At 67.3% G+C, this 25,889-nt stretch carries 21 protein-coding genes; 18 read left to right on the plus strand and 3 right to left on the minus strand.

Annotated features, from left to right (window positions below):
• Positions 1–99 precede the first annotated feature (99 nt).
• The 12 genes from AC5LXK_RS01735 to ugpQ all read left to right on the plus strand — a co-directional run bounded on the left by AC5LXK_RS01735 (position 100) and on the right by ugpQ (position 12,230).
• Positions 100–1,023: a competence protein ComA gene (locus tag AC5LXK_RS01735; protein ID WP_493390053.1), complete on the plus strand. Its 924-nt coding sequence runs from the start codon at positions 100–102 to the stop codon at positions 1,021–1,023.
• Positions 1,020–1,667 (plus strand): fimbrial protein, encoded by a 648-nt coding sequence (locus AC5LXK_RS01740; RefSeq protein ID WP_493390054.1) that lies wholly within the window; start codon positions 1,020–1,022, stop codon positions 1,665–1,667. The genes AC5LXK_RS01735 and AC5LXK_RS01740 overlap by 4 nt, the downstream gene beginning before the upstream one ends.
• Positions 1,664–2,515, plus strand: a complete 852-nt coding sequence (locus AC5LXK_RS01745) for a pilus assembly protein (protein WP_493390055.1) — start codon at positions 1,664–1,666, stop codon at positions 2,513–2,515. The genes AC5LXK_RS01740 and AC5LXK_RS01745 overlap by 4 nt, the downstream gene beginning before the upstream one ends.
• On the plus strand, positions 2,512–4,146 hold the full coding sequence (gene pilQ, locus AC5LXK_RS01750) for a type IV pilus secretin PilQ (RefSeq protein WP_493390056.1): 1,635 nt from the start codon (positions 2,512–2,514) through the stop codon (positions 4,144–4,146). The genes AC5LXK_RS01745 and pilQ overlap by 4 nt, the downstream gene beginning before the upstream one ends.
• A gap of 38 nt (positions 4,147–4,184) precedes the next feature.
• Positions 4,185–4,739 carry a shikimate kinase gene (locus AC5LXK_RS01755; RefSeq protein ID WP_493391170.1) on the plus strand — a complete coding sequence of 185 codons (555 nt, stop codon included), beginning with the start codon at positions 4,185–4,187 and terminating at the stop codon, positions 4,737–4,739.
• On the plus strand, positions 4,736–5,815 hold the full coding sequence (gene aroB / locus AC5LXK_RS01760) for a 3-dehydroquinate synthase (RefSeq protein WP_493390057.1): 1,080 nt from the start codon (positions 4,736–4,738) through the stop codon (positions 5,813–5,815). The genes AC5LXK_RS01755 and aroB overlap by 4 nt, the downstream gene beginning before the upstream one ends.
• Positions 5,816–5,856: 41 nt before the next feature.
• Positions 5,857–7,065, plus strand: coding sequence for a deoxyguanosinetriphosphate triphosphohydrolase (locus tag AC5LXK_RS01765; protein ID WP_493390058.1), 1,209 nt, complete (start codon positions 5,857–5,859; stop codon positions 7,063–7,065).
• Between the two features lie 90 nt (positions 7,066–7,155).
• Positions 7,156–8,490: a sn-glycerol-3-phosphate ABC transporter substrate-binding protein UgpB gene (ugpB, locus tag AC5LXK_RS01770; RefSeq protein WP_493390059.1), complete on the plus strand. Its 1,335-nt coding sequence runs from the start codon at positions 7,156–7,158 to the stop codon at positions 8,488–8,490.
• 96 nt (positions 8,491–8,586) lie between these two features.
• Positions 8,587–9,471: a sn-glycerol-3-phosphate ABC transporter permease UgpA gene (ugpA, locus tag AC5LXK_RS01775; protein ID WP_493390060.1), complete on the plus strand. Its 885-nt coding sequence runs from the start codon at positions 8,587–8,589 to the stop codon at positions 9,469–9,471.
• Positions 9,468–10,313, plus strand: coding sequence for a sn-glycerol-3-phosphate ABC transporter permease UgpE (gene ugpE / locus AC5LXK_RS01780; protein WP_493390061.1), 846 nt, complete (start codon positions 9,468–9,470; stop codon positions 10,311–10,313). Before ugpA ends, ugpE begins: the two co-directional genes overlap by 4 nt.
• Before the next feature lie 32 nt (positions 10,314–10,345).
• The gene (locus AC5LXK_RS01785; protein WP_493390062.1) at positions 10,346–11,431 is read left to right on the plus strand and encodes a sn-glycerol-3-phosphate import ATP-binding protein UgpC; all 1,086 of its coding nucleotides are present in this window, start codon (positions 10,346–10,348) and stop codon (positions 11,429–11,431) included.
• Between the two features lie 28 nt (positions 11,432–11,459).
• On the plus strand, positions 11,460–12,230 hold the full coding sequence (gene ugpQ / locus AC5LXK_RS01790; protein WP_493390063.1) for a glycerophosphodiester phosphodiesterase: 771 nt from the start codon (positions 11,460–11,462) through the stop codon (positions 12,228–12,230).
• Positions 12,231–12,398: 168 nt separating this feature from the next.
• On the opposite strand, the gene AC5LXK_RS01795 is transcribed toward ugpQ, so the two are convergent.
• Positions 12,399–13,130, minus strand: coding sequence for an OmpW/AlkL family protein (locus tag AC5LXK_RS01795; protein WP_493390064.1), 732 nt, complete (start codon positions 13,128–13,130; stop codon positions 12,399–12,401).
• Positions 13,131–13,323: 193 nt separating this feature from the next.
• On the opposite strand from AC5LXK_RS01795, the gene AC5LXK_RS01800 reads away from it, so the two are divergent.
• The 4 genes from AC5LXK_RS01800 to AC5LXK_RS01815 all read left to right on the plus strand — a co-directional run bounded on the left by AC5LXK_RS01800 (position 13,324) and on the right by AC5LXK_RS01815 (position 21,704).
• Positions 13,324–14,037: a transposase gene (locus AC5LXK_RS01800; protein ID WP_493390065.1), complete on the plus strand. Its 714-nt coding sequence runs from the start codon at positions 13,324–13,326 to the stop codon at positions 14,035–14,037.
• A 289-nt stretch (positions 14,038–14,326) separates the two neighbouring features.
• On the plus strand, positions 14,327–19,030 hold the full coding sequence (locus AC5LXK_RS01805; protein ID WP_493390066.1) for a glutamate synthase-related protein: 4,704 nt from the start codon (positions 14,327–14,329) through the stop codon (positions 19,028–19,030).
• A gap of 85 nt (positions 19,031–19,115) precedes the next feature.
• Positions 19,116–20,582 carry a glutamate synthase subunit beta gene (locus tag AC5LXK_RS01810; RefSeq protein ID WP_493390067.1) on the plus strand — a complete coding sequence of 489 codons (1,467 nt, stop codon included), beginning with the start codon at positions 19,116–19,118 and terminating at the stop codon, positions 20,580–20,582.
• A 237-nt stretch (positions 20,583–20,819) separates the two neighbouring features.
• Positions 20,820–21,704, plus strand: coding sequence for a phytanoyl-CoA dioxygenase family protein (locus tag AC5LXK_RS01815; RefSeq protein WP_493391171.1), 885 nt, complete (start codon positions 20,820–20,822; stop codon positions 21,702–21,704).
• Between the two features lie 42 nt (positions 21,705–21,746).
• Here the strand turns inward: AC5LXK_RS01815 and AC5LXK_RS01820 are convergent, their stop codons facing one another.
• Positions 21,747–22,220, minus strand: coding sequence for a hypothetical protein (locus tag AC5LXK_RS01820; protein ID WP_493390068.1), 474 nt, complete (start codon positions 22,218–22,220; stop codon positions 21,747–21,749).
• Positions 22,221–22,534: 314 nt separating this feature from the next.
• Between AC5LXK_RS01820 and AC5LXK_RS01825 the strand changes: the two genes are divergently transcribed.
• Positions 22,535–24,028 (plus strand): alanine/glycine:cation symporter family protein, encoded by a 1,494-nt coding sequence (locus AC5LXK_RS01825; protein WP_493390069.1) that lies wholly within the window; start codon positions 22,535–22,537, stop codon positions 24,026–24,028.
• The gene (gene thpR / locus AC5LXK_RS01830) at positions 24,025–24,591 is read left to right on the plus strand and encodes an RNA 2',3'-cyclic phosphodiesterase (protein WP_493390070.1); all 567 of its coding nucleotides are present in this window, start codon (positions 24,025–24,027) and stop codon (positions 24,589–24,591) included. The genes AC5LXK_RS01825 and thpR overlap by 4 nt, the downstream gene beginning before the upstream one ends.
• On the opposite strand, the gene AC5LXK_RS01835 is transcribed toward thpR, so the two are convergent.
• A complete protein-coding gene (locus AC5LXK_RS01835) occupies positions 24,588–25,871 on the minus strand; it encodes a D-amino acid dehydrogenase (protein ID WP_493390071.1) in 1,284 nt (427 codons plus the stop codon). The genes thpR and AC5LXK_RS01835 overlap by 4 nt on opposite strands.
• Positions 25,872–25,889 lie beyond the last annotated feature (18 nt).

Raw genomic sequence — 25,889 nt, forward strand, 5'->3', positions numbered from 1 at the left:
CGATGCTGGCCGTTCGGCCGACTGTCGGTCGCACGTTTCGCTTTGCAGAATCAGGTCTCGGAAACGCGGCGTGGGCCGTGACGATTTCGGGAGGCTGGCATGGCGGGACGATGGGGGGCGCGGTTTGCACAGGGCAGGCACCGGTCGACGGGGATCGACGTCGGTGCGAACGAGGTGAGGGTGGCCGTGCTGAGCCGGCGCGGCAGGGAGGCGGGCGTGCGCGTCGAGGGGCTCGAGCGGGAGCCTGTCGGGCTGGCGGGCGGGCCGGAAGACGCGCGCTGGGCAGCGGTCGCGCGGTCGCTGGCGGCTGCCGTGTCGCGGCTGTCGGCGGCGGATGTGCGGTGCGACGCGGGCGGCGTAATGGCGCTGCACGACGACGAGATGCATACCGCGACACTCGACCTGGCCGGGCGTGGCGACATCCCGGACGCCGCGCGGCAGGCGGCCGAGCGTATTTCGGGGCTGGCGCCGGACAGTCTCGCGTTCGACTGGCGGCACTACGGCGGCGCGCGGTCCGGCGAGATCGCGGTGGCGGTGGCGCCGCTCGCGCTGCTCGAGCGGCGGGTCGACGTGGCCGCCCAGGCCGGTATCGACCTGGCGGTGATCGACGGCGAATCGGCCGCTGTGCTGCGCGCGTTGCGCTATGCCGCGCAGTTCGAACTCGACGCGCAGGGCGCCTACTCCGTGCTCTGGTTCTGCGACTCGGGCATGCGCGGCTGGCGCATCGACGGCCCGCTGGCCATCCCGGTGCTCACGCTGTCCGGTACGCAGCCGGAGGCGCTTCCCGATGCGCTGCGCCGGCGCGTGCTCGGGGCCGTGCGCTGCGTATTCGTCGCCGGGGACGAGCGGTGCATCGCCCGCTTCGATACCTCCGTCGCCGAGATTGGCGACGTGCTCGGCGTGGCGGTGGTGCCGTTCGACTGCACTGGCTGGGACGGGCAGCCGTGCGCGCCTGTCGGTTTGCCGGGCGGCCCGGCGTTCGCCGTCGCGTTCGGACTGGCGTTGCGCGGGGTGTGGGAATGATCGCCGGTTGCGCGTCGGCAAGCGGCGGCGGTGCGGTTGCGGACGATCCGGCGGCACTCGGCGGTTTCAACCTGCTGCCGTACCGCGAGCGGATGGCGCAGGCGCTGCGGCGTCGCCGGGCCGCGCAGTACGGGTTGGCGATGCTGCTCGGCGTGCTCGGCACCGGCCTGTGGACGGGTGCTGCCGTGTTGTCACGGGGGAGGGTGGATGCCGAGCGCGCAAGCGTGGAGACCCGGCTGCGACAATGGCAGCCACAGGTGGTTGCCGCGACGCGCGCCGCCCGTGCGGCCGCGGCCATCGCGCAGCGCGACGCGCAGGCAACTGCGCTTGCCGCGCCATACCGGCGCGTTGCGGGGCTGCTGGCAACCCTCGCGCGGGTGCACCCCGATCGTGTCCGGCTCGATGCGCTGCGCGTGACCTCGACCGGTGCGGAGCTCGATGCGCGCGCCGGGAGTTATCGGGCGGCTGCCGGGTGGCTCGCAGCGATGGCGAGCGAGCAGCGTGACTGGCTGATCGACGTGGAGGCATTGAAGCCCGCTTCGGACAAGCCGGTTTCCGGGGCCGGGATGCCGTTCCGGTTCTCGGTCCAACTGCGCTGGCATGACGCGATGCCGTCGCGGAAGGCGTCGGGAGGTGGCGCATGACGGCGCTTGCGTCTCGGCCGGTGCTGCGCGGCGCCGGCGGGCCGGGCGGCATGCGGCGTGTGTCGCCGGCGGCTGCGCACGCAGCGGGTTGCGCACTGGCATTCGCGGTCGTGCTGGCAGGCGGCATTCATCTGGCGAATACGGCCGACTGGAGCGGGCTTGCGCACGGTCGCGTGTTGCTGGCCGCAGCGCAGGCACGCGCGGCCGATGCGCAGCATGTGCTTGCTTCCGCCGGACCCCGGGCATCAGCACACGACGATCGCTTGCCACGCGCGCCGGAGTGGGCAGCACTGATGCTGGAGCTGGCCGATCTCGCCGCGTCGAGCGGGCTGCACGGCGTCTCGATCGAGCCGCAGCGCAGCGACGGCGCGGCGCCGGACGGACGGCGCGTCGTGCGCATCGTCGCGGACGGCGGGTTTCACGCGTTGCTGCGCATGGTAGGCGGGCTGGCGCGCTTCCCGGTGCTGGCGGTGCCGTCGGCGTTGCGTGTCGAGCGTGGCATGCCGGCGGCGCGGGTGCACATGTCCGTCGACGTGTTTCCGGCGCTGCCGGCGACATCGGCCGCAGAGGGCATCGCGCCGGTTCGTGCCGCGGCGCTCGACGCCGATCCGTTCGGCGAGGTCGGCCCGGTCGAGGCGGCGGGGTGGGCAGCCCGCCTTGCCGGCACGATTCGCGATGCGCGTGCCGGTCTCGCGTTGTTCGACGATGGCGACGGGGCGTTCACGGCCGTGGCGCCTGGCGAGGCGCTCGGGGCTGCGCGCCTGGTGCGTGTCGATTCGGCGGCCGTCACACTCGCGACGGCGGATGGATCGCGCCGGCTCGTCCTCGACGACGGAGGTCGGCCATGATGCGGCACGGCTGTCGGGTGCTTGCGATCTGGGCCAGCCTGACGGCGGCCGGAGCAAGCGCATCGTTGCCGCCGCTGCCGGCGGTCTGGCCGGCCGGCTCGATGGAGGTGCCGGTGCCGGGTACGCCGCTGCCTCACGACGGCAACGCGGCCGGTGCCCGTGACGCGGTATCGGAGGAGGTCGCCCCGCCGCCGTTCGACCAGGCTGCTCGCGCGGCACCGCAGGCGGAACCCGCTGCGCCTGCACCCTCGCTGGAGGGGCCGCCGATCCCGCTGGCACCGCCGGCCCGCATGAGTGATGCCGCGGCCCGGCAACCGGGCGATGCGGACGACGCGCGGCGGATCTCGCTGAATCTGCGGGGTGCTGCGCTCGCGTCTGCGTTCGACGCGCTCGCGCGGTTCACGGGGCTCAACATCGTCGTCGGCGAGCAGGTGCGCGGCACGGTGACGTTACGTCTGAACAATGTCCGCTGGCGCGAGGCCTTCGACACGCTGCTCGACACGCACGGGCTCGCGATGTCCCGGCGCGGCAACGTGATCTGGGTCGCAACGGCGGCGGAGCTGGCCGCGCGCGAACGCGAGCGCTTCGAAATGCATGCGCGGGCCGCCGATCTGGAGCCGCTCGCGAGCCGGACGTTCGCGCTGCACTATTCGCGTGCACAGGACGTGCAGCGGCTGCTGGCCGGCGCGACAGGTCAGCGGCTGCTGTCGAAACGCGGCGCTGCGGCGGCCGATCCGCGCACGAACCTGTTGTTCGTCACCGATCTTGCGCCGCGCATCGAACAGATCGCGGGCCTGATCGGTGCGATCGACCGGCCGTCCCGGCAGGTCCGGATCGAGGCCCGCATCGTCGAGGGCGAGCAGGGCTTCTCGCGCAACCTCGGCGCACGCGTCGCACTGCGGGCGCAGGGGCGGCCGTCGCCGGGCGAGAGCGCCACCTTCTCGGCGGACGCGCGCAACGCGCTCGACCTGGCCGCGCGTCCGCTCGGCGGCTTCGACGCGGCGACCGCCGGCTTCACGCTATTCGCCGCGCCGCTCAGCCGCGTACTCGACGTCGAACTGAGCGCGCTGGAGGCGCAGGGGCGGGGCCAGATCGTTTCGCGCCCGCGCGTGGTGACGGCCGACCGCGTCAAGGCCATCGTCGAGCAGGGCTCGGAGCTGCCGTATCAGGCCAAGGTCGGCAACGGCATGAGCGGCGTGCAGTTCCGCCGGGCGACGCTCAAGCTGGAAGTGGAGCCGCAGATCACGCCGGACGGGCGCGTGGTGCTCGATCTGGACGTGACGAAGGACAGCGTCGGCGAACCGACCGCGGCCGGCCCGGCCATCCATACGAAGCATGTGCAGACGCGCGTCGAGGTCGAGAATGGCGGGACGGTCGCGATCGGCGGCATCTATGAACAACTGAACCGGAACGATGTGACGCGCGTGCCGCTCTTGGGCAAAATACCGTTTCTGGGCGCGCTTTTCCGGCACCGCGCGCAGCGCGACCAGCGCAATGAGCTGGTCGTGTTCATCACGCCGACCGTCGTCGATGCGCACTGCGATGCGCGCGGCGCGGGCGATGCGGATGCCGATAAAACGGGGCCGGAAGCCGCCGGCGCAGGCTCGACAAGGCAGCCGCTTTGCCAGTAAGCTGCGCCACACCAGCAAGATTCAAGCAGAGGAAGCCGTTGCAAGCGCGGGACCCACATGCAAACGTATTTTTCGTCGGCCTTATGGGAGCGGGTAAGACCACCGTGGGCCGTGCGGTCGCGCGTCGTCTCGACAGGACGTTCTTCGACTCCGACCACGAAATCGAGGCCCGCACGGGCGCGCGCATTCCGGTGATCTTCGAGATGGAGGGCGAGGGCGGCTTTCGCGATCGCGAAACGCAGGTGATCGCCGATCTCACGCAGCGCGAGAACATCGTGCTCGCGACGGGCGGCGGTGCGGTGCTGCGCCCGGAAAATCGCGATTGCCTGAAAAGCAACGGCATCGTCGTCTACCTGCGCGCCAATCCGCATGATCTTTGGCTGCGCACACGCAAGGACAAGAACCGCCCGCTGCTGCAGACCGAAGATCCGAAGGGGCGTCTCGAAGCGCTGTACGAAGTACGCGACCCGCTGTACCGTGAATGCGCGGATTTCGTCATCGAGACCGGCCGCCCGTCGGTCAACGGTCTCGTCAACATGGTGCTGATGCAACTCGAACTGGCCGGCGTCATCGCCAAGCCGCTACAAGCATGATTACTGTCAACGTCGACCTGGGCGACCGCGCCTATCCGATTCACATTGGTACCGGCCTGATCGGCCGCACCGAGCTGTTCGCGCCTCACATCAAAGGCTCGTCCGTCACGATCGTCACGAACACGACGGTCGATCCGCTCTATGGCGACGCGCTGCGCGCGGCGCTCGCGCCGCTCGGCAAGCGTGTGTCGACGGTCGTGCTGCCGGACGGCGAGGCGTACAAGAACTGGGAAACGCTGAACCTGATCTTCGACGGCCTGCTGACCGATCACGCGGATCGCAAGACGACGCTCGTCGCACTCGGCGGCGGCGTGGTCGGCGACATGACGGGCTTTGCCGCCGCGTGCTACATGCGCGGCGTGCCGTTCATCCAGGTGCCGACGACGCTGCTGTCGCAGGTCGATTCGTCGGTCGGCGGCAAGACGGGCATCAACCACCCGCTCGGCAAGAACATGATCGGCGCGTTCTACCAGCCGCAGGCCGTGATCGCGGACATCGGCGCACTGACGACGCTGCCCGATCGCGAACTGGCGGCCGGCGTCGCCGAGATCATCAAGACCGGCGCGATCGCCGATGCCGAGTTCTTCGACTGGATCGAGGCGAACGTCGATGCGTTGAACCGTCGCGAGCCGGCAGCGCTCGCGCATGCGGTGAAGCGCTCGTGCGAGATCAAGGCGAGCGTCGTCGCAGCCGACGAGCGCGAAGGCGGCCTGCGCGCGATCCTGAACTTCGGCCACACGTTCGGCCACGCGATCGAGGCCGGGCTCGGCTACGGCGAGTGGCTGCACGGCGAGGCGGTCGGCTGCGGAATGGTGATGGCGGGCGACCTGTCGGTGCGGCTCGGCCTCTTCGACGAAGCGTCGCGGCAGCGCCTCGATGCGGTGATCGCGGCCGCGCACCTGCCGACCCGCGCGCCCGCGCTCGGCGACGCGCGCTACATGGATCTGATGCGCGTCGACAAGAAGGCCGAAGCCGGCGCGATCAAGTTCATCCTGCTGAAGCGATTCGGCGATACGCTGATCACGCAGGCGCCGGACGAAGCCGTATTCGCTACACTGGCGCAAACGACGCGCTAACGGCGGCCCGGATGCCCCGGCGCCCCTGACATGGAGGAGACGTGAGCGAGACATCCAGCAGCACACTGCCCGAAGCTGCCCGCGCACCCGCTGCGCCCGTGGCCGAGCCGCCGACGCTGGCGGCGCTGGAAGCCCATCTCGCTCCGTATGCCGCCCACGCGTTGCAGTCGCGCGGCCGCCGCCATCCGGAAACACCGCCGGCGGCGCGCACCGAATTCCAGCGCGACCGCGACCGCATCGTCCATTCGACCGCGTTTCGCCGCCTCGAATACAAGACGCAGGTCTTCGTCAATCACGAAGGCGACCTGTTCCGCACGCGCCTCACGCACAGCCTCGAAGTCGCGCAGATCGCGCGCTCGGTCGCGCGCAACCTGCGACTGAACGAGGATCTCGTCGAAGCGATCTCGCTCGCGCACGATCTCGGCCATACGCCGTTCGGCCATGCCGGGCAGGATGCGCTGAATGCGTGCATGCGTGACCACGGCGGCTTCGAGCACAACCTGCAGAGCCTCGCGGTCGTCGACGAGCTCGAGGAGCACTACGGCGCATTCAACGGGCTGAACCTGTGCTTCGAGACGCGCGAAGGCATCCTGAAGCATTGCTCGCGCGAGAATGCGCGCAAGCTCGGCGCGCTCGGCGAGCGTTTCCTGCAGGGCCGCCAGCCGTCGCTCGAAGCGCAGCTCGCGAACATCGCCGACGAAATCGCGTACAACAACCACGACGTCGACGACGGCCTGCGTTCCGGCCTGATCACGATCGAGCAGCTCGCGGAAGTCGACCTGTGGCAGCGCCACTACGAAGCGGCGCTCGCCGAATTCCCGCGCCTCGAAGGGCGCCGGCTCGTGCACGAGACCGTGCGCCGCATCATCAACACGCTGATCGTCGACCTGATCGACGAGACGACGCGCAATCTCGCGCGCGTCGCGCCCGCGTCGCTCGACGACGTGCGCGCCGCGCCGCCGCTCGTGTCGCACAGCGCGACGGTTGCCGAGCAGGCGGCCGCCCTCAAGCGATTCCTGTTCAAGAACCTGTATCGCCACTACAAGGTGATGCGCATGGCGAGCAAGGCACAACGCGTCGTCACCGGGCTGTTCGACGCGTTCATCGACGATCCGCGCCTGCTGCCGCCGCCGTACCAGTCTGACGACGCGGCGCAGCAGCCGCGTCTCGTGGCGCACTACATCGCCGGCATGACCGACCGTTTCGCGCTGAAGGAATATCAGCGCCTGTTCGTCATCGGCGACAACTGACTGTCACAAACGATCACTAGACTTCGCCGGTTCAATGGCGACGGGAATGTTGCACACGCTGTTGGTAACGTTTTCATAGGAGAGAGGTCGATGAAGAAGAAGCCTGCGGGGACACTGGTTCGTTCGATCGCGCTCGGCGGCGCGCTGATGTTCGGGGTACAGCACGTGGCGCTCGCCGCAACGGAAATTCAGTTCTGGCATGCGATGGAGGCTGCGCTCGGCGAGCGGGTCAACGCGATCGCCGACCAGTTCAATGCGTCGCAAAGCGACTACAAGATCGTGCCGGTCTTCAAGGGCACCTACGACCAGGCGCTCGCGGCCGGCATCGCGGCCTATCGCAGCGGCAACGCGCCGGCGATCCTCCAGGTCTATGAAGTCGGCACGGCCACGATGATGCAGGCGAAGAAGGCCGTCGTGCCGGTCTACGACGTGTTCAAGCAGGCCGGCGTGCCGCTCGACGAAAAGGCATTCGTGCCGACCATCGCGAGCTACTACAGCGACGCGAAGACGGGCCATCTCGTCTCGATGCCGTTCAACAGCTCGACGCCGGTGCTGTACTACAACAAGGACGCGTTCAAGAAGGCCGGCCTCGACCCGAACCAGCCGCCGAAGACGTGGGCCGACGTGAAGGCCGATGCCGAGAAGCTGCGCAAGTCGGGGATGGCGTGCGGGTTCACGACCGGCTGGCAGGGCTGGATCCAGCTCGAGAACTACAGTGCGTGGCATGCGCTGCCGTTTGCGAGCCGCAACAACGGCTTCGACGGTACCGACGCCGTGCTCGAATTCAACAAGCCGCAGCAGATCGCGCACATCGCGTTCCTGCAGCAGATGGTGAAGGACGGCACGTTCACGTACGCGGGCCGCAAGGACGAAGCGTCGGCGAAGTTCTATAGCGGCGACTGCGGGATCATGACGACGTCGTCGGGCGCGCTCGCGAACCTGCAGAAGTTCGCGAAGTTCAGCTACGGCACCGGCATGATGCCGTACGACGCGAACGTGAAGGGCGCACCGCAGAACGCGATCATCGGCGGCGCGAGCCTGTGGGTGCTGGCCGGCAAGGATCCGGCGACCTACAAGGGCGTCGCGAAATTCCTCGCGTACCTCGCTTCGCCGGCTGTCGCCGCGAAGTGGCACCAGGACACGGGCTACCTGCCGATCACGACCGCTGCGTACGACCTCACGCGCCAGCAGGGCTACTACGCGAAGAACCCGAGCGCCGAAACCGCGATCAAGCAGATGCTGAACAAGCCGCCGCTGCCGTACACGAAGGGGCTGCGCCTGGGCAACATGCCGCAGATCCGCACGGTCGTCGACGAAGAGCTGGAGCAGGTCTGGGCGCAGAAGAAGTCGCCGAAGGACGCGCTCGATTCGGCGGCCTCGCGCGGCGACGAACTGCTGCGCCGCTTCGAGAAGTCGGGCGGCTGAGCACGCATCGCTTCGTGCCGCCGGTGGTGTCGCGCTTCGGCGCGCGCCGTCCGGCGGCGCGGTTTCCTTTCCGCTTCGCCTGACCGGATATCCGCGATGCAATCCCGTTCCCGTTTCGGTACGAGCCCGGTGCCGTACCTGCTGATCGCACCGCAGCTCGCGATCACCGCTGTCTTCTTCCTGTGGCCGGCCGGCGTCGCACTGTGGCAGTCGACGCAGATGCAGGACGCGTTCGGCACGTCGAGCGAATTCGTCGGCTTCGCGAATTTCGCGAACCTGTTCGCCGATCCGCTGTATCTCGATTCGTTTCGCACGACGCTCGTGTTCAGTTCGCTCGTCACGGTATGCGGGCTCGTCGTGTCGCTGCTGCTTGCCGCGTGCGCCGACCGCGTGATCCGCGGCGCGCGCGTGTACCGCACCATGCTGATCTGGCCTTACGCGGTCGCGCCGACGATCGCGGCCGTGCTGTGGGCGTTCCTGTTCAACCCGAGCATCGGCCTGATCACGTATGCACTCGCGAAGGGCGGCATCGTGTGGAACCATGCGCTGAACGGCGGGCAGGCGATGTTCCTCGTCGTGCTGGCGTCGGTGTGGAAGCAGGTGAGCTACAACTTCCTGTTCTTCTACGCGGGCCTGCAGGCGATCCCGCGCTCGCTGATCGAGGCGGCGGCGATCGACGGTGCCGGGCCGGTGCGGCGCTTCTTCAACATCGTGCTGCCGCTGCTGTCGCCGACGAGCTTCTTCCTGCTGGTCGTGAACCTCGTCTACGCGTTCTTCGACACGTTCCCGGTGATCGATGCGGCCACCGGCGGCGGCCCGGCGCAGAGCACGAAGACGCTGATCTACAAGATCTTCGCGGAGGGCTTCCAGGGGCTCGACATCGGCAGCTCGGGCGCGCAGTCGGTCGTGCTGATGATCATCGTCGTGGGGCTCACGGTGATCCAGTTCCGCTTCGTCGAACGCAGGGTGCAATACGCATGATCGAAAATCGCAAGGGCTTCGACCTGTTCTGCCACGCGGTGCTGATCGCGGGCGTCGTGCTGATCGTGTTTCCCGTCTACGTCGCGTTCTGCGCGGCGACGATGAACGCGCAGGAAGTGTTCACGGTGCCGCTGTCGCTCGTGCCGAGCACGCACCTGTTCGAGAACATCGCATACATCTGGGGGCACGGCAGCGGCGGCACGACGGCGCCGTTCGGCCGCCTGCTCGTGAACAGCTTCGCGATGGCACTCGGGATCGCGGTCGGCAAGATCGCGGTGTCAATCCTGTCCGCGTACGCGATCGTCTATTTCCGTTTTCCGTTCCGCAACACGGCGTTCTGGCTGATCTTCATCACGCTGATGCTGCCGGTGGAGGTGCGGATCTTCCCGACCGTGCAGGTCGTGTCGACGCTGCACCTGACGAACACGTACGCCGGGCTCACGATGCCGCTGATCGCCTCGGCGACCGCGACGTTCCTGTTCCGCCAGTTCTTCATGACGCTGCCGGACGAGCTGATGGATGCCGCGCGCATCGACGGCGCGGGGCCGCTGCGCTTCTTCTGGGACGTCGTGCTGCCGCTGTCGAAGACGAGCATCGCGGCGCTGTTCGTGATCACGTTCATCTACGGCTGGAACCAGTATCTGTGGCCGATCCTGATCACGACGGAAGCGTCGCTGTCGACGGCGGTGGTGGGCATCAAGACGATGATCGCGAGCGGCGACGCCGCGACCGAATGGCAATACGTGATGGCGGCGACGCTGCTGGCGATGATTCCGCCGCTCGTCGTCGTGCTGGCGATGCAGCGCTGGTTCGTGCGCGGCCTCGTCGATTCCGAGAAGTGAACAATGGACGGTAACCGGGAGAAGGACCAGGTATGGCTGCGCTGAGCTTGAAGGGCGTCAGGAAATCCTACGACGGCAAGCAGCACGTGCTGCATGGCATCGACGTGGAGATTGCGGACGGCGAATTCATCGTGCTGGTCGGCCCGTCGGGCTGCGGCAAGTCGACGTTGCTGCGGATGATCGCGGGGCTCGAGACCGTGACGGACGGCGAGATCTCGATCGGCGAGCGTGTCGTCAATACGCTCGAGCCGAAGGATCGCGACATCGCGATGGTGTTCCAGAACTATGCGTTGTACCCGCACATGACGGTCGCGCAGAACATGGGCTACGGGCTGAAGATCCGCGGGATCGAGCGCGCGACGATCGATTCGCGGGTGGCCGCAGCCGCGAAGATCCTCGAACTGGAGCCGCTGCTCGCGCGGCGGCCGCGCGAGCTGTCGGGCGGCCAGCGGCAGCGCGTCGCGATGGGGCGCGCGATCGTGCGCGAGCCGTCGGTGTTCCTGTTCGACGAACCGCTGTCGAACCTCGACGCGAAGCTGCGCGTGCAGATGCGGCTCGAGATCCAGCGGCTGCATGCGCGCCTTGCGACGACGAGCGTGTACGTGACGCACGACCAGATCGAGGCGATGACGCTCGCGCAGCGCGTGATCGTGATGAACCGCGGCTACGCGGAGCAGATCGGCGCGCCGGTCGACGTGTACGAGAAGCCGGCGACGGTGTTCGTCGCGGGCTTCATCGGCTCGCCGGCGATGAACCTGATGCACGGCCGGCTGTCGGAAGACGGTTCGACCTTTACGGTTGCGGGCGGCGGCCCTGCGCTGCCGGTTGCCGGCGCGCCCGGCATCGGCACCGAGATCGCCACCGGGCGCGACTGGGTGCTCGGCGTGCGTCCCGAGCACATGACGCCGCAGCCGGGCGTCGCGCAGGCGACGCTGCCGGTCGACTCGTGCGAATTGCTCGGTGCGGACAATCTCGTGCACGGCCGCTGGGGCGATCACGACGTCGCGGTGCGCCTGCCGCACGCGGACCGCCCCGAGCGCGGCACGGCGCTGGCGGCGGCGTTGCCCGCGCACCGGCTGCATTTCTTCGACCCCGAGACCGGCAAGCGTGCCGGCTGACCCTGCTGCACCTGCCGAGAGACCGACGATGACCATCCGTACCGACTGGCCCTATCCGCGCGTCGTCGCCCATCGCGGCGGCGGCACGCTCGCGCCGGAGAACACGCTTGCCGGGCTCGACGAGGGCGCGCGGCGCGGCCACCGGATGGTCGAGTTCGATGCGAAGCTGTCGGCCGACGACGTGACGTTCCTGCTGCACGACGACACGGTCGACCGCACGTCGAACGGCGTGGGTGCGGCGGCGGGCATGCGTTATGCGGCGCTGGCCGCGCTCGACGCGGGCACGTGGCGCGATGCGCGCTTCGCGGGTGAGCGGATGCCGACGCTCGAAGCCGCGGCGGCGCGCTGTATCGCGCACGGGCTGGCCGCGAACGTCGAGATCAAGCCGTGCCCGGGGCGCGAGCGGGAAACGGGGCAGCGCGTGGCGGCCGACGCAGCCGCGTACTGGCGCGACGCGGCCATTGCGCCGCTGCTGTCGTCCTTCTCGTTCGATGCGCTGCAACAGGCGCGCGCGACCGTGCCGACGCTGCCGCGCGGGATGCTCTACGAAGCCGTGCCGGACGACTGGCATGCGCAGGTGATCGGCGCACTCGACTGCGTATCGTTGCATGCAAACCACAAACGGCTCGACGAACCGCTCGTGCGCGCAATCAAGGCAGCCGGGCTGCGCATCCTGGTTTACACGGTGAACGACCTGGAGCGGGCGCGCGAACTCGCGCGCTGGGGTGTCGATGCGATCTGCACGGACCGCATCGACCTGATCGCCCCCGATGCGCTGGACGACATCGCCGTCGTCTAGCAGCCGGGCAGCGCCCGGCGATGCCGCTTCAGGAGCGCGACTGACGCGAAAAAACAACGCCCCGACGGGATTTCCGCCGGGGCGTTGTGCATCGTGGAGACGTTACGCCAGGAAAAATCCGCTACAAATTGCAGCAGGATTAACCATTCCCCAAATATTCGACTACGCTTAGAAGCGGTAACCGACGTTCAGGTACGTCACGATCGGGTTCAGCGAGATGTGGGCCTTCGACGTTTCCGTCAGCGTCCCGACCGGCGTCCGGCGGGCCGTCGTGAAGGTCGCGGTCACGCTGACCGGGATGTACGACATCGAGAAGCCGGCGAACCAGTGCTTCGTGAAGTTGTACGTGAAGCCGGCGTTGAACACGGGCGCCCACTGGTTGCTGGTCTGCGCGCTGGTCGGGCCGCCGAGCACGCCGTTCTCGAACGCGCTGTTCGTGATCTTCGCGCCGGTGAACCACACATAGGTTGCGCCGACGCCGACATACGGACGGAACTTCGCGTTGGCGTCGTTGAAGTAGTACTTGAGGAGGAGCGCGGGGCTCCACTGGTACGCACGACCGAGCGTACCGAAATTCGAGAACTGGCCCTTGCCGGTGATGTCGAACTTCGGCGGGATGCCGGCGATGAACTCGGTGGCGATGTGGTCGGTCCAGAAATAACCGGACGCCAGCGCGAGCGTGTCGGCGTCGCTGATGCCGGCACCGGTGTTGGGAACCGACTGGTTGATGGGCGTGCCGCCTACGCCGTACAGGAACAGCGGGTCGCTGCTGTCCTGCGGCGCAAGGTGCAGCCAGCCGGTGCTGACGTAGAAATCACCTGCGGATTGTGCATGTGCCGTACCGCCCGCCAACGTGAATGCGAGCGCTGCGGCCCCCGTAATGGCCAGTTTTCGTTTCATTGTGTCTCCTCCGATCAAAGGCGTGCTCATTATGACGACTGCGTTTAAAACCAAACAAGCTCGTAAGTTAGAGTTTTCTCCCTAGGATTCGCACGACCGTACGCTTACGCGCACCGCAGGGACAGGCATTCTACGCAGGTGCGCACTTTCGGACCTCCGGGTATTTCCTAACGCGTTCAAACGGACATTCAGCATGGCACGGTTAGCACGACTCTACGTTCCCGACCAGCCGCAGCACGTGATACTGCGCGGCCTGGATCAGCAACCCGCGTTCGTCGACGACCAGGACTACGAACTCTTCATCGATTGCCTGAAGGCCGCGGCACGCGATCATCACCTGTCGGTGCATGCCTACGTGCTGCTGCCGCGCCAGGTGCAACTCCTCGTGACGCCGAGCGACGAGGCGAGCCTGCCGAAAGCGATGCAGGCCGTCGGTCGCCGCTACGTCGCGCATTTCAACCGGCGCTATTCGCGGCGCGGCACGCTTTGGGAAGGCCGCTATCGCGCGACCGTGATCGAAGGCGAGCGCTATTTCCTGCTCGGGAGCCGCGTGGTCGAGATGAGCCCGGTGCGTTCGCAGCTCGTCGCGACGCCCGAGGCCTATCGCTGGTCGAGCTACCGGCATCACGTCGGGCTCACCGTCGACAGCCTGATCACCGACCATCCGCTCTACTGGGCGCTCGGCAATACGCCGTTCGACCGCCAGCGCGCGTACAAGGAGCTGTGCGAGCAGCCGCTCGACGAGCGGCAGGCCGACCAGTTGCAGCAAGCGACGCTCAAGGGTTGGGTGCTCGGCGGCGAGCATTACCGCGAGTGGGCGGCGCGAACCGCGAACCGGCGCGTATCGCCGCTGCCGCGCGGACGCCCCAGAAAGGTGCGTGAGAACACGCCGCCGATCCAGCAGTAATCCCGGAAAGGCGAGTCAGGAAGCGGCGCTGCGGGCGCCGCTTCTTTTTGCACCAAAATGATACGGCCCCAATAAAACGGCACCAGATCGATGCATCCATTTAATTGGGGTTCGACCACTCGGTTTTTGTTGCTATTCCTTTGATTCGTCGCGTATATTCCGAATTCCGGTGGCCCGGGCGAAGCACGCCCGACCACTGTCGGCCGCGCCGTCTCCCGTCGGGAGCGGGATCGACGGCAACAAGAAAACGGTTCAACGGCCTCCAGGCCCCCTTTACGACGGTGTCCCCATGAACGACCACCAGCAGCCGCTCGCCGCGGTGCCCGCCGCACAAGGTCTGTACGACCCGCAAAACGAACACGACGCCTGCGGCGTCGGCTTTGTCGCTCACATCAAGGGCAAGAAGAGCCACGAGATCATTCAGCAGGGTCTGAAGATCCTCGAGAACCTCGATCACCGGGGCGCAGTCGGTGCCGATCCGCTGATGGGCGACGGCGCGGGCATCCTGATCCAGATTCCGGACGCGTTCTATCGCGAGGAAATGGCCAAGCAGGGCGTGGATCTGCCGCCGGCCGGCGAATATGGGGTCGGGATGATCTTCCTGCCGAAGGAGAACGCATCGCGTCTCGCGTGCGAGCAGGAGCTCGAGCGTACGGTGAAGGCCGAGGGACAGGTCGTGCTCGGCTGGCGCGACGTGCCGGTCGACCATGCGATGCCGATTTCGCCGACCGTGAAGGCGAGCGAGCCGCTGATCCGCCAGATCTTCATCGGCCGCGGCAAGGACATCATGGTGACGGACGCGCTCGAGCGGAAGCTGTACGTGATCCGCAAGACGGCGAGCCACCGCATCCAGGCGCTGAAGCTCAAGCACGGCAAGGAATACTTCGTGCCGTCGATGTCGGCGCGCACGGTTGTCTACAAGGGGCTGCTGCTGGCCGGCCAGGTCGGCGTGTACTACCGCGACCTGCAGGATGCGCGCGTCGTGTCGGCGCTCGCGCTCGTGCACCAGCGCTTCTCGACCAACACGTTCCCGGCGTGGGAACTGGCTCACCCGTACCGGATGATCGCGCACAACGGCGAGATCAACACCGTGAAGGGCAACGTGAACTGGCTGAACGCGCGTACCGGCGCGATCGCGTCGCACGTGCTCGCCGACGACCTGCCGAAGCTGTGGCCGCTGATCTACCCGGGCCAGTCCGACACCGCATCGTTCGACAACTGTCTCGAACTGCTGGTGATGGCCGGCTACCCGCTCGTGCATGCGGTGATGATGATGATCCCGGAAGCGTGGGAGCAGCACACGCTGATGGACGAGAACCGCCGCGCGTTCTACGAATACCACGCCGCGATGATGGAGCCGTGGGACGGCCCGGCCGCGATCGCGTTCACCGACGGCCGCCAGATCGGCGCGACGCTCGACCGTAACGGCCTGCGCCCGGCGCGCTACATCGTGACCGACGACGACCTCGTCATCATGGCGTCGGAAGCCGGCACGCTGCCGATCCCCGAATCGAAGATCGTCAAGAAGTGGCGCCTGCAGCCGGGCAAGATGTTCCTGATCGACATGGAACACGGCCGCATCATCGACGACAAGGAACTGAAGGACAACCTCGCGAACGCGAAGCCGTACAAGAGCTGGATCGACGCCGTGCGCATCAAGCTCGACGAAATCGAGCCGAAGGCCGAGGAAGTCGCGGCCGGCCGCACGCAGGGCGCCGCGCTGCTCGACCGCCAGCAGGCGTTCGGCTATACGCAGGAAGACCTGAAGTTCCTGATGGCGCCGATGGCGCAGCAGGGCGAGGAGGCCGTCGGTTCGATGGGCAACGACTCGCCGCTCGCGGTGATGTCGAACAAGAACAAGACGCTCTATCACTACTTCAAGCAGCTGTTCGCGCAGGTCACGAACCCGCCGATCGACCCGATCCGTGAAAACATGGTCATGTCGCTCGTGTCATTCGTCGGCCCGAAGCCGAACCTGCTCGACACGAACAACATCAACCCGCCGATGCGTCTCGAAGTGTCGCAGCCGGTGCTCGACTTCAAGGACATCGCGAAGATCCGCGCGATCGACCAGTACACCGGCGGCAAGTTCAGCGCATACGAACTGAACATCTGCTACCCGGTCGCCTGGGGCAAGGAAGGCATCGAGGCGCGCCTCGCGTCGCTGTGCGCGGAAGCCGTCGACGCGGTGAAGTCGGGCTACAACATGCTGATCGTGTCGGACCGCAAGACGGACGCCGAGCACGTCGCGATTCCGGCGCTGCTCGCCACGTCGGCAATCCACACGCACCTGGTGCAGCAAGGGCTGCGCACGAGCACGGGCCTCGTCGTCGAGACGGGCTCCGCGCGTGAAACGCACCACTTCGCGCTGCTCGCGGGCTACGGCGCGGAAGCCGTGCACCCGTACCTCGCGATGGAAACGCTCGCGAAGATGGCCGAGGGCCTGTCGGGCGACCTGTCGCCGGAGAAGGCCGTCTACAACTTCACGAAGGCGGTCGGCAAGGGCCTGCAGAAGGTGATGTCGAAGATGGGCATCTCGACGTACATGTCGTACACGGGCGCGCAGATCTTCGAAGCGCTCGGCCTGTCGAGCGACCTCGTCGAGAAGTACTTCAAGGGCACGGCGTCGAAGGTCGGCGGCATCGGCCTGTTCGAAGTCGCGGAAGAGGCGATCCGCCTGCACCGCGATGCGTTCGGCGACAACCCGGTCCTGCGCGACATGCTCGACGCGGGCGGCGAGTACGCGTACCGCGTGCGCGGCGAAGACCACATGTGGACGCCGGATTCGATCGCGAAGCTGCAGCACGCGACGCGCAGCAACTCGTACCAGACGTACAAGGAATACGCGCACCTGATCAACGACCAGACCAGGCGTCACATGACGTTCCGCGGCCTGTTCGAGTTCAAGGTCGAGCCGACCAAGGCGATCCCGATCGACGACGTCGAATCGGCGAAGGACATCGTCAAGCGGTTTGCGACGGGCGCGATGTCGCTCGGTTCGATCAGCACCGAAGCGCACGCGACGCTCGCAATCGCGATGAACCGGATCGGCGGCAAGTCGAACACCGGCGAAGGCGGCGAGGACCAGAAGCGTTATCGCAACGAGCTGCGCGGCATTCCGATCAAGTCGGGCGAGACGCTGAAGTCGGTGATCGGCGACGAGATCGTCAGCGACATTCCGCTGAAGGACGGCGATTCGCTGCGTTCGAAGATCAAGCAGGTCGCGTCGGGCCGCTTCGGCGTCACTGCCGAGTACCTCGCATCGGCCGACCAGATCCAGATCAAGATGGCGCAGGGCGCGAAGCCGGGCGAAGGCGGCCAGCTGCCGGGCCACAAGGTGTCGGAATACATCGGCAAGCTGCGTTACTCGGTGCCGGGCGTCGGCCTGATCTCGCCGCCGCCGCACCACGACATCTACTCGATCGAGGATCTGGCGCAGCTGATCCACGACCTGAAGAACGTGAACCCGAGCTCGAGCATCTCCGTGAAGCTCGTGTCGGAAGTGGGCGTCGGCACGGTCGCGGCCGGTGTCGCGAAGGCGAAGGCCGATCACGTCGTGATCGCCGGCCATGACGGCGGCACGGGCGCCTCGCCGCTGTCGTCGGTCAAGCATGCCGGCACGCCGTGGGAGCTGGGCCTCGCCGAAACGCAGCAGACGCTGGTGCTGAACCGCCTGCGCGGCCGGATCCGCGTGCAGGCCGACGGCCAGATGAAGACGGGCCGCGACGTCGTGATCGGTGCGCTGCTCGGCGCGGACGAATTCGGCTTCGCGACGGCGCCGCTCGTCGTCGAAGGCTGCATCATGATGCGCAAGTGCCACCTGAACACGTGCCCGGTCGGCGTCGCGACGCAGGATCCGGTGCTGCGTGCGAAGTTCAAGGGCCAGCCCGAGCACGTCGTGAACTACTTCTTCTTCGTCGCCGAGGAAGTGCGCGAGATCATGGCGCAGCTCGGCGTCGCGAAGTTCGACGACCTGATCGGCCGCGCCGACCTGCTCGATACGCGCAAGGGCATCGAGCACTGGAAGGCGAAGGGCCTCGATTTCTCGCGCGTGTTCTACCAGCCGGAAGAGTGCGAAGACGTCGCACCGCGTCACGTCGACGTGCAGGATCACGGCCTCGAGCGCGCGCTCGACCACGTGCTGATCGAGAAGGCGAAGGCCGCGATCGAGAACGGCGAGCATGTGTCGTTCATCCAGCCGGTGCGCAACGTGAACCGGACGGTCGGCGCGATGCTGTCGGGCGTGATCGCGAAGAAGCACGGCCATGACGGCCTGGCCGACGACGCGGTGCACATCCAGCTGAAGGGCACGGCCGGCCAGAGCTTCGGCGCGTTCCTCGCGAAGGGCGTGACGCTCGACCTCGTCGGCGACGGCAACGACTACGTCGGCAAGGGTCTGTCGGGCGGCCGGATCATCATCCGCCCGACCAACGACTTCCGCGGCAAGTCCGAGGAAAACATCATCTGCGGCAACACGGTGATGTACGGCGCGATAGAAGGCGAATCGTTCTTCCGCGGCGTCGCGGGCGAGCGCTTCTGCGTGCGCAACTCGGGCGCGACGGCAGTCGTCGAAGGCACGGGCGACCACGGCTGCGAATACATGACGGGCGGTACGGTCGTCGTGCTCGGCGAGACGGGGCGCAACTTCGCGGCCGGCATGTCGGGCGGCCTCGCGTACATCTACGATCCGGAAGGCACGTTCGCGGCGAAGTGCAACAAGGCGATGGTCGCGCTCGAGCCGGTGCTGCAGCAGGCCGAGCAGGAGCGCACGGTCGACCGCACGCTCTGGCACGCAGGCACGACGGACGAAGCGCTGCTCAAGGGGCTCGTCGAGCGTCATTTCCAGTTCACGGGTTCGCCGCGCGCGAAGTCGCTGCTGGAAAACTGGGACGCGGCGCGCCGCCAGTTCGTGAAGGTGTTCCCGCACGAATACAAGCGAGCGCTGGGCGAGATCGGTGCGAAGAAGGCGGCGAAGGAAGTGCTGGCCGCCTGAGCGACGAACGACATAGCGAATGCCGCGCGCGCAGGATTGCCGCGCGCGGCTCCCCCACCCGATACACCGAACAGAAGAGCACCTTATGGGCAAGGCAACCGGTTTTCTGGAGTTCGAACGCCGCCACGAGGCGTACGAAGCACCGCTCACGCGCGTGAAGCACTACAAGGAATTCGTCGCGGCACTGACCGATGCGGACGCGAAGGTCCAGGGCGCGCGCTGCATGGATTGCGGCATCCCGTTCTGCAACAACGGCTGCCCGGTCAACAACGTCATTCCGGATTTCAACGATCTCGTTTATCGCCAGGACTGGCAGCAGGCGATCGAAGTCCTGCATTCGACCAACAACTTCCCGGAATTCACGGGCCGCATCTGCCCGGCGCCGTGTGAAGCGGCGTGTACGCTCGGGATCAACGACGACCCGGTCGGCATCAAGTCGATCGAGCACGCGATCATCGACAAGGCCTGGGCGGAAGGCTGGGTGAAGCCGCTGCCGGCCGAGCACAAGACGGGCAAGAAGGTGGCGGTCGTCGGTTCGGGCCCCGCGGGCCTCGCCGCCGCGCAGCAGCTCGCGCGTGCGGGCCACGACGTGACGGTGTTCGAGAAGAACGACCGAGTCGGCGGCCTGCTGCGCTACGGGATCCCCGACTTCAAGCTCGAGAAGTGGCTGATCGACCGCCGCATGCGCCAGATGGAAGCGGAAGGCGTGACGTTCCGCACCAGCGTGTTCATCGGCAAGGATCCGCTGCCCGAGTCGATCGGCAGCCTCGCGAAGGAAACCATCTCGCCGGACACGCTGAAGGAAGAGTTCGATGCCGTCGTGATCGCCGGCGGTTCGGAAACGCCGCGCGACCTGCCGGTGCCCGGCCGTGAGCTCGCAGGCGTCCATTTCGCGATGGACTTCCTGCCGCAGCAGAACCGCGTGAATGCAGGCGACAAGCTCGTCGACCAGCTGCTCGCGAAGGGCAAGCACGTGATTGTGATCGGCGGCGGCGATACGGGTTCGGACTGCGTCGGCACGTCGAACCGTCACGGCGCGAAGCAGGTCACGCAGTTCGAGCTGCTGCCGCAGCCGCCGGAAGAGGAAAACAAGCCGCTCGTGTGGCCGTACTGGCCGATCAAGATGCGCACGTCGTCGTCGCACGACGAAGGTTGCGAGCGTGACTGGGCGGTCGCGACGAAGCGCCTCGAAGGCAAGAACGGCAAGGTCGAGAAGCTGGTCGCGGTGCGCGTCGAGTGGAAGGACGGCAAGATGCAGGAAGTGCCGGGCTCCGAATTCGAGATGAAGGCCGACCTCGTGCTGCTCGCGATGGGCTTCACGCAGCCGGCCGCGCCGGTGCTCGACGCGTTCGGCGTCACGAAGGATGCGCGCGGCAACGCGCGTGCGGCGACCGAAGGCGATCGTTCGTACTACACGTCGGTCGACAAGGTGTTCGCGGCGGGCGACATGCGTCGCGGCCAGTCGCTCGTGGTGTGGGCGATCCGCGAAGGCCGCCAGTGCGCACGTTCGGTCGATGCGTACCTGATGGGGCATTCGGAACTGCCGCGCTGAGCTGAAGCGCGGGCAGGTTTCGACTAAAGCCGGGCGTCCGACAGGGCGCCCGGTTTTTTTACGTGCACGGCCGGCCGGTTGCCGCTTAACATGCGCGGAACAGGGCCGACGGCCGACTCCCGCCCAAACTACGATCGCGTCGTGCACACCATGTTTCGAGAAATCGCCCCGGAAATCACCCGCTCATGTTTTACGGCCGACGGCCGGCGCGTTCGGCTGCAGGACGTCGTGGCGTTGATGCTGTCATGCGGGCGAAGCCTTCATGTCGAGGATCATGCATTCGTCGGGCAGCACCGGCAGATCGAAATCGACGCGCACGTCGCCGAAGCGATCGGCGCACGGATGACGCTGGAGGGTTTCGCGCAGTTCACGCCGGCCGACGACGTGCGGCAGACGTTGCCGGTTGCCGCGATGCGCGACATGGTGACGAGCCTAGTGCAGGCCGGCATTCCGCCGGTGTTCGCGTTCGTGTGCGACGAATTCTGGCTCACCTACTGGCGGCTGCAGAAGGTGGTTGCGGCGGCGCTTGGCACGATGGATTTCATGCTGATGCCGGATTTCTGGGCGTGGCACGTCAGTGCGAAGGCAGGGCAGGCCGGCTGGAGCATGCACCGCGACGCGGGCGCGCGATCGCTGCTGCCGGACGGGCGCGCCGGCGCGCTGTCGCTGTGGATGCCGCTGACATCCGTCGATTCGACCACGGGGTGCGTGATGCTGCTGCCGAAGCATCGCGATCCCGACCACGGAACGGACCGCGTGTCGCAGGGCGGTTTCGATGTGCGGGATATCCGCGCGCTTCCCGGCGCCGCCGGCGACCTGATGATGTGGAGCCAGTCCGTGCTGCATTGGGGCAGCCGCGGCAGCACGCTTTCGGAGACATCGCGCATCAGCATGTCGATGGGCGTTCAGGTCGCGGCGCTAGGCCCGTTGAATCCGCCGCTGCTGAAGCCCGACGTGCTGCCCACGGCCGGCCTGCGGCTCGAGATGATCGCCAAGCAGATCCTTCAATACGCGCAATTTGCGGCCGTCGACCCTGCCTGGTCGCATTTCGCGCGCATCCTGCTCGCCAGCGGATTGTCGGGGCTGGTCTTCGACATCCCGGTCGAATGGCGGATTGCCTGACGCGTTGAAGGCACGGTCGCCCGGCGCGCCGCTCTCGCGGGATCATCGGTAGCCCGCGGCGGGATCGGTCGCGCGCGGTTCGTTGCCGGCGGACGAATGGCCTCGCGGCATCGACCCGGCCGGTTCGAGCGGCAGCATTTGAAACTTCCCGAAGCCCGTGACGCGACGGTCGCAATCGATCGTGGCCACATAGCTTGTTTCGCGATACTTCAGGTCGAATCCCCACCAGCCGTGCTTGTCGGCATGGTAACGAGGCATGCCGACGAATTCGATTTCGTCCGGACGCATGCCTTGCTCGTCAGCGAATACGAGAATGCTTGCTTCGAGCGACGGGAGGGGCGCGTCGGGGCAATATCCAGCGTCCGGTTCGTATCGTGCAATCACGACGATGGCAAGAAACAGCAAGACGAGGACGACGGCTGCGGTGACGACGATCAGCGCGAGTCGACCGGCATAGCGGGTGAGGGTTGAGATCATGAGCGGGTCCGGATACTTCTCTGGTCGGTGAAGCTGCATCCCCTCGCGTCCTGTTCGGGCCTTCCGGGCAGTGTCCGGTCTGGTGTCGGGCGAGCGGCATCCGAAAGACATTTCGACGTCCGGATTGTCCTGCCGAGTGGCCGTGAGCCGGTGCCCGGGCCGGGCAGGATCGCCGCGCCGGCGCCACGCATTTTCGTGAAGCGTCGTCTAACCTGATGACATCCGGCTGCGATTTTTCGCCATCTCAATTCCTTTCGTTTTGTAATAATCCTTGAAAACTGTCATATCATGTCGCCCCTCGGGCCGCATTTGCGGTGGCTGCATGTGACTGACCCTATTTACAAGGACTCTGGATGGAAGCATTCGTGCAAGGGCTGATCGAAGCCGTCAACGGCGTGCTGTGGAACTACGTGCTGATCGCGCTGCTGCTCGGCGCCGGTGCGTGGTTCACATTGCGGTTCCGGATGATCCAGCTGAAGGCGCTGTTCCTCAGCATGAAACTGGTCGGCAGCAAGGGTGAGCCGGGCAGCATCTCGTCGTTCCAGGCGTTCGCGACCGGGCTCGCGAGCCGCGTCGGCACCGGCAACATCGCCGGCGTCGCGGTCGCGCTGACGGTCGGCGGGCCGGGCGCGATCTTCTGGATGTGGATGACCGCGCTCGTCGGCATGTCGTCCGCGTTCGTCGAGGCGACGCTCGCGCAGATCTTCAAGGTGTCGCACCCGGACGGCAGCTTCCGTGGCGGCCCGGCGTACTACATCCAGACGGGCCTGCGCTCGCGCGGCTTCGGCGTGCTGTTCTCGCTGTCGCTGATCCTCGCGTTCGGCTTCGTGTTCAACGCGGTGCAGGCCAACGCGATCGCCGATGCGTTCCATACGTCGTTCGGCTGGAGCCGCGAGACGGTCGGCCTCTGCCTCGTGCTGCTTTCCGCACCGATCATCTTCGGCGGGATCCGCCGCATCGCGACGGTCGCGCAGGTGATCGTGCCGCTGATGGCGATCGGCTACCTCGCGCTCGCGGTCTACGCGGTTGCGACGCACATCGCGCTGGTGCCGGGCGTGATCGCCCTGATCGTGAAGAGCGCGTTCGGCCTCGAGCAGGCGGCCGGCGGCCTGACGGGCTACGCGGTCAGCCAGGCGATCGCGATCGGTGTGAAGCGCGGGCTGTTCTCGAACGAAGCAGGGATGGGCAGCGCGCCGAACGCGGCCGCGACCGCGAGCACGCGGCACCCGGTCACGCAAGGGCTGATCCAGATGCTCGGCGTGTTCGTCGACACGATCGTGATCTGCAGTGCGACCGCGTTCGTGATCCTGCTGTCGGGGCAGTACGAACTCGGCACCGGGATGGAAGGCGCGGCACTCACGCAGCGTGCGATCTCGAGCCACGTCGGCGACTGGGGCGGCATCTACATGGCCGTCGCGATCTTCTTCCTCGCGTTCTCGTCGGTGATCGGCAACTACGCGTACGCGGAAGGCAACGTCGAATTCATCACGAAGCGGCGCGGCGTGCTGCCGCTGTTCCGCGTCGCGGTGCTCGCGATGGTGATGTTCGGCAGCGTCGGGCAACTGCCGCTCGTGTGGGCGATGGCCGATACGAGCATGGGGTTGATGGCGATCATCAACCTGATCGCGATCCTCGCGCTCGGCAAGTATGCGCATGCGGCATGGGCCGACTATCGTCGCCAGCGCGCGGCCGGGGTCGCCGATCCGGTGTTCACGCGCAACACGATCCCCGAACTCGCGCGCGTGCTGCCGGCCGACGTGTGGGGCGAACACGGGCCGCTGCCGCAGCGTCCGGCCGCTTCGGCCGGCGCGGCAAACGCGCCGCGTGCCGCCGCGAGCGAGTCATGAACGGCGACCGGCTCCGTGCGTTCGTCGCGCTGATGCCCGATGCGGTGTCGCGCGACGCGCTGCACGCGTTGCCGGTCACCCGTGGCGCGCGGCGCACGCTGCCCGCGCAACTGCACATGACGCTCGCGTTCATCGGCGCGATCGAGCGGGAACGGTGCGACGCACTGGCCGCGCACCTGCCCGCGCTCGCCGCCGCGCATGTGCTGCCGTTGCTGCCGGTCGAACGGATCGCGTGGTGGCCGAGCCTGCCGCGCGCGAGGCTGATCGTCGCGGAGCTGGCAGCCGATCCCGCGTGCGTCGCGCTGAATGCGGGGCTGGCGGCGCTGCTGCGCGAACTCGGCGTGCCGGCGGACCGGCGGCCGTTCCGGCCGCACGTGACGCTGGCGCGGCTGCCGCACGATGCGGTCGGCCAGCCCGCGCACGGCGGCGCGCCGGGGCGGCAGGTCGTGCTGCGCGTCGAAGCGCTGACGCTGTTCGAAAGCCGGCTGTCGCACGAGGGTGTGTCGCACCGGCCGATCGTGTCGGCGCCGATCGTGCATGCGGACGGCAACGCCGGCGCCTAGCGGCCGTAGCGCGCCAGCGTCAGGCCCGACAGGTCGATCTCCGGCTCGCGTCCGGTGACGAGATCCGCGATCACCTTTCCCGACCCCATCGACATCGCCCAGCCCGTCGAGCCGTGGCCGACGTTGAGCCAGAGCCCGTCGATCCCGCTCGCGCCGAGCAGCGGCGGCCCGTCGGGCGTCATCGGCCGGCGGCCGACCCAGAAGCGCGCCGAGGTGCGATCGGCCGCGTGCGGGAACCAGTCGTCGAGCACCTTCATCAGCGTGTCGAGCGCCTGCTGTCGCAGCGCGGCATGCCGGTTGCCGAGTTCCGCGGTGCCTGCGACACGCAGCGTCGGGCCGAAGCGCGTGATCGCCGTCTTCAGCGATTCGTCCATCAGCGCGGCGTGCGGCGCCTTTTCGTCGTCGGCGACCATGAGCGTCGCCGAATAGCCTTTCACCGGATACAGCGGCACGTCGATGCCGTGCGGCCGCAGCAGGCCGGCGCTGTCGACACCGAGTGCGACGACGATCGCATCGGCGGCGAGCAGGGCATCGCGTTGTGCCGCCACGCCTTGTTCGCGCGAATCGATTCGTACGCCGCGCACCTTGCCGCCGGTGACATCGAGTGCGCGGATCTCGGTGCGAAAGCGGAACGCCATGCCGTTCGCCTCGCACAGCACCCTCAGCTCGCGGGTGAAGCGTGCGCAGTCGCCGGCTTCGTCGTCGGGCAGGTAGATGCCGCCGACCGGAGCCTGCCGTGCCCAGCGCAGGCCGGGCTCGATCGCCGTGCAGCCGGCCGCGTCGAGTTCGCGAAACGCGATGCCGGCATCGCGCAGCACCTTCAGCGCGGGCTGCACCATCTCGACGTCGAATGCGCCGCGCAGCAACTGCAGGTAGCCGCGGCTCGCGCCGTAGTCGAACGGATGACGGTCGCGAAACGCATGCAGGCACGCGCGGCTGTAATACGCGATGCGCTGCATCCGCTGCTTGTTCACGCGGAACCGTTCGAACTCGCATTCGCGCAGCCAGCGCGCGATCCAGCGCCACTGCGCGGGATCGAACGTCGGCCGGAAGATCAGCGGCGACGCGGGCTTGAACAGGTACTTGAGGATCTTGCCGGGCATCCCGGGTGCGGCCCACGGCGTCACGTAGCCGGGCGCGATCACGCCCGCGTTGCCGAGGCTCGTCGCCTGCGCGACATCGGCTTCGCGTTCGATCACGGTGACGTCGCAGCCTGCTTCGCGCAGCTGCCAGGCGGTGGTGACGCCGATCACGCCGGCGCCGAGAACGATCACGTGCATGCGGTTTCCGGAACGAAG

The sequence above is a fragment of the Burkholderia pulmonis genome (assembly GCF_984667975.1).

Coding starts and splice junctions, on each gene's coding strand:
- AC5LXK_RS01735 (WP_493390053.1), top strand. CDS start 100: ATGGCGGGACGATGGGGGGCGCGGTTTGCACAGGGCAGGCACCGGTCG.
- AC5LXK_RS01740 (WP_493390054.1), top strand. CDS start 1,020: ATGATCGCCGGTTGCGCGTCGGCAAGCGGCGGCGGTGCGGTTGCGGAC.
- AC5LXK_RS01745 (WP_493390055.1), top strand. CDS start 1,664: ATGACGGCGCTTGCGTCTCGGCCGGTGCTGCGCGGCGCCGGCGGGCCG.
- pilQ (WP_493390056.1), top strand. CDS start 2,512: ATGATGCGGCACGGCTGTCGGGTGCTTGCGATCTGGGCCAGCCTGACG.
- aroB (WP_493390057.1), top strand. CDS start 4,736: ATGATTACTGTCAACGTCGACCTGGGCGACCGCGCCTATCCGATTCAC.
- ugpB (WP_493390059.1), top strand. CDS start 7,156: ATGAAGAAGAAGCCTGCGGGGACACTGGTTCGTTCGATCGCGCTCGGC.
- ugpA (WP_493390060.1), top strand. CDS start 8,587: ATGCAATCCCGTTCCCGTTTCGGTACGAGCCCGGTGCCGTACCTGCTG.
- ugpE (WP_493390061.1), top strand. CDS start 9,468: ATGATCGAAAATCGCAAGGGCTTCGACCTGTTCTGCCACGCGGTGCTG.
- AC5LXK_RS01785 (WP_493390062.1), top strand. CDS start 10,346: ATGGCTGCGCTGAGCTTGAAGGGCGTCAGGAAATCCTACGACGGCAAG.
- ugpQ (WP_493390063.1), top strand. CDS start 11,460: ATGACCATCCGTACCGACTGGCCCTATCCGCGCGTCGTCGCCCATCGC.
- AC5LXK_RS01795 (WP_493390064.1), bottom strand. CDS start 13,130: ATGAAACGAAAACTGGCCATTACGGGGGCCGCAGCGCTCGCATTCACG.
- AC5LXK_RS01800 (WP_493390065.1), top strand. CDS start 13,324: ATGGCACGGTTAGCACGACTCTACGTTCCCGACCAGCCGCAGCACGTG.
- AC5LXK_RS01805 (WP_493390066.1), top strand. CDS start 14,327: ATGAACGACCACCAGCAGCCGCTCGCCGCGGTGCCCGCCGCACAAGGT.
- AC5LXK_RS01810 (WP_493390067.1), top strand. CDS start 19,116: ATGGGCAAGGCAACCGGTTTTCTGGAGTTCGAACGCCGCCACGAGGCG.
- AC5LXK_RS01815 (WP_493391171.1), top strand. CDS start 20,820: ATGCTGTCATGCGGGCGAAGCCTTCATGTCGAGGATCATGCATTCGTC.
- AC5LXK_RS01820 (WP_493390068.1), bottom strand. CDS start 22,220: ATGCAGCTTCACCGACCAGAGAAGTATCCGGACCCGCTCATGATCTCA.
- AC5LXK_RS01825 (WP_493390069.1), top strand. CDS start 22,535: ATGGAAGCATTCGTGCAAGGGCTGATCGAAGCCGTCAACGGCGTGCTG.
- thpR (WP_493390070.1), top strand. CDS start 24,025: ATGAACGGCGACCGGCTCCGTGCGTTCGTCGCGCTGATGCCCGATGCG.
- AC5LXK_RS01835 (WP_493390071.1), bottom strand. CDS start 25,871: ATGCACGTGATCGTTCTCGGCGCCGGCGTGATCGGCGTCACCACCGCC.